Source organism: bacterium, assembly GCA_021372775.1.
In the GTDB taxonomy this organism is placed as follows: Bacteria; Acidobacteriota; Polarisedimenticolia; order J045; family J045; genus JAJFTU01.
The window spans coordinates 1-1,874 of sequence record JAJFTU010000129.1; the positions used below are offsets into that span (position 1 = coordinate 1).

Annotated in this window: 2 protein-coding genes; both read left to right on the forward strand. The window is 72.9% G+C overall.

Annotated elements, in window-relative coordinates:
• Positions 1-1,130 (forward strand): ferrous iron transport protein B (locus tag LLG88_04330; GenBank protein ID MCE5246133.1); only part of this gene is annotated, 1,130 nt, incomplete at its 5' end.
• 48 nt (positions 1,131-1,178) lie between these two features.
• Positions 1,179-1,874 (forward strand): hypothetical protein (locus tag LLG88_04335; protein ID MCE5246134.1); only part of this gene is annotated, 696 nt, incomplete at its 3' end.

A 1,874-nucleotide genomic window follows, 5' to 3' on the forward strand; every position in this document is an offset into this window, starting at 1 on the left:
GCAAGCCGCGCGGCGGCGGGCGCGAGAAGCTCGACCTCGCGCTGATGCACCCGGTCTTCGGCATCCCGATCCTCGTCGCGCTGATGGGGCTCTTCTTCTGGGCGGTCTTCGGCCTCGGGCGCTTCCTCGAGGACCCGCTCGTCCTCGGTTTCGCGCGCCTCGTCGACTGGATCGGCCGGAGCGTGCCGCTCGACTCCGCCGCGGGGATCGTCGTCAAGGGGATCGTCCTCGGCGTCTCCGGCGGCGTGGCGATCGTGCTGCCGTACCTGCTGCCGTTCCTGCTCGGCCTCGCCGCGCTCGAGGACACCGGCTACATGCCGCGCATGGCCTACCTGCTCGACGGGCTGATGCACCGCATCGGGCTGCACGGCAAGTCGATCGTCCCGCTGATCCTCGGCTACGGCTGCTCGGTGCCGGCGGTGATGTCGACGCGGATCCTCGAGAACCCGCGCGACCGCCGGATCACCGCGACCCTCGCCGTCCTCGTCCCCTGCTCGGCGCGCACCACCGTGATCCTCGGCCTCGTCGGCGCGATGCTCGGGATCGGCCCCGCGCTCGCCGTCTACGCCGTCAACCTCGTCGTGATCGTCGTCCTCGGCGTCCTGCTCCAGCGGCGGATGAAGGGCACCCCCGCCGGGATGGTCCTCGAGGTCCCCGACCTCCGCCCGCCGTCGCCGCGCGCGATGGCCGCCAAGACCTGGCTCTCGCTGAAGGAGTTCGTGATCGTCGCCTGGCCGGCGCTGATCGGGGCGTCGATCGTCCTCGGCTGGTTCGAGGCGGCGAAGCTCGACGGGCCGATCAACAAGTTCCTCGCCCCGCTGACCACCGACGTCCTCGGGCTCCCCGCCGCGGTCGGCCTGACGCTCGTCTTCGGCGTGCTGCGCAAGGAACTGGCGCTGCTGATGCTCATGCAGGCGCTCGGCACGACCGCGCTCGCCGGCGCGCTGACCCCGGCGCAGATGGTCTCCTTCGCGCTCTTCATCGTCTTCTACGTGCCGTGCGTCGCCACGCTCGGCGCGCTCTGGCGCGAGCTCGGCTGGAAGGACACGGCCGCGATCTCCGCCCTCTGCGCGGCGATCGCCGTCGGCGTCGCCTTCCTCGGGCGCGTCGTCGTCGCCGCGATCTTCTGAGGCTTCCCCGTTTTCGGCGATAATGCGGGCTCTTTCGGGGAGTCCGCGATGCGCTTCCGCCTCTGTTGTGCAGCCGTCGTTCTCGTCGCCGGTTCCGCGGCTTTCGCCGCCGAGCCGGCGGACGTTCAGCCGATCCCGCCCGAGAGGCGGGAGGAGATCCGCCGCGACCGTCCCGTCCGCGCCCGCGCGAAGCGCGCCGTGTCCCTCGCCGCCGCCGAGGCGGCGTCGAAGGCCGCGGGGCAGGACGACTACGACGTCCTCTCCTACGCGCTCGACCTCTCGTTCGACCCCACGGCGCGCACCGTCTCCGGCACGGCGACGATCACCGCGCGGAGCCTCGTCCCGAGCCTGACCCACGTCGCGCTCGACCTCGCCGACGGGATGACGGTGACGTCGGTGACGCGCGGCGGCGCGCCGCTCGTCTTCGCGCACGCCGCGGGGACCGCGACGCTCGACGTGACGCTCGACCGGGCGGCCGCCGCAGGGCAGGACGTCGCGCTCGTCGTCGCCTACGGCGGCGCGCCGGACGTCTCGTCCGGCTACTTCGGCTGGAACCGCTACTCGAGCGGCGGCGACGGGCAGATGGCCTGGTCGCTCTCCGAGCCGTACGGCGCGCGCGAGTGGTGGCCCTGCAAGGACGTCCCCGGCGACAAGGCGACGGTCGAGGAGTGGTGGACGGTGCCGGCGGCGTGGACCGCGACCGGCAACGGCGTCCTCGTCGGCGTCGAGGACGTCGCCGGCGGA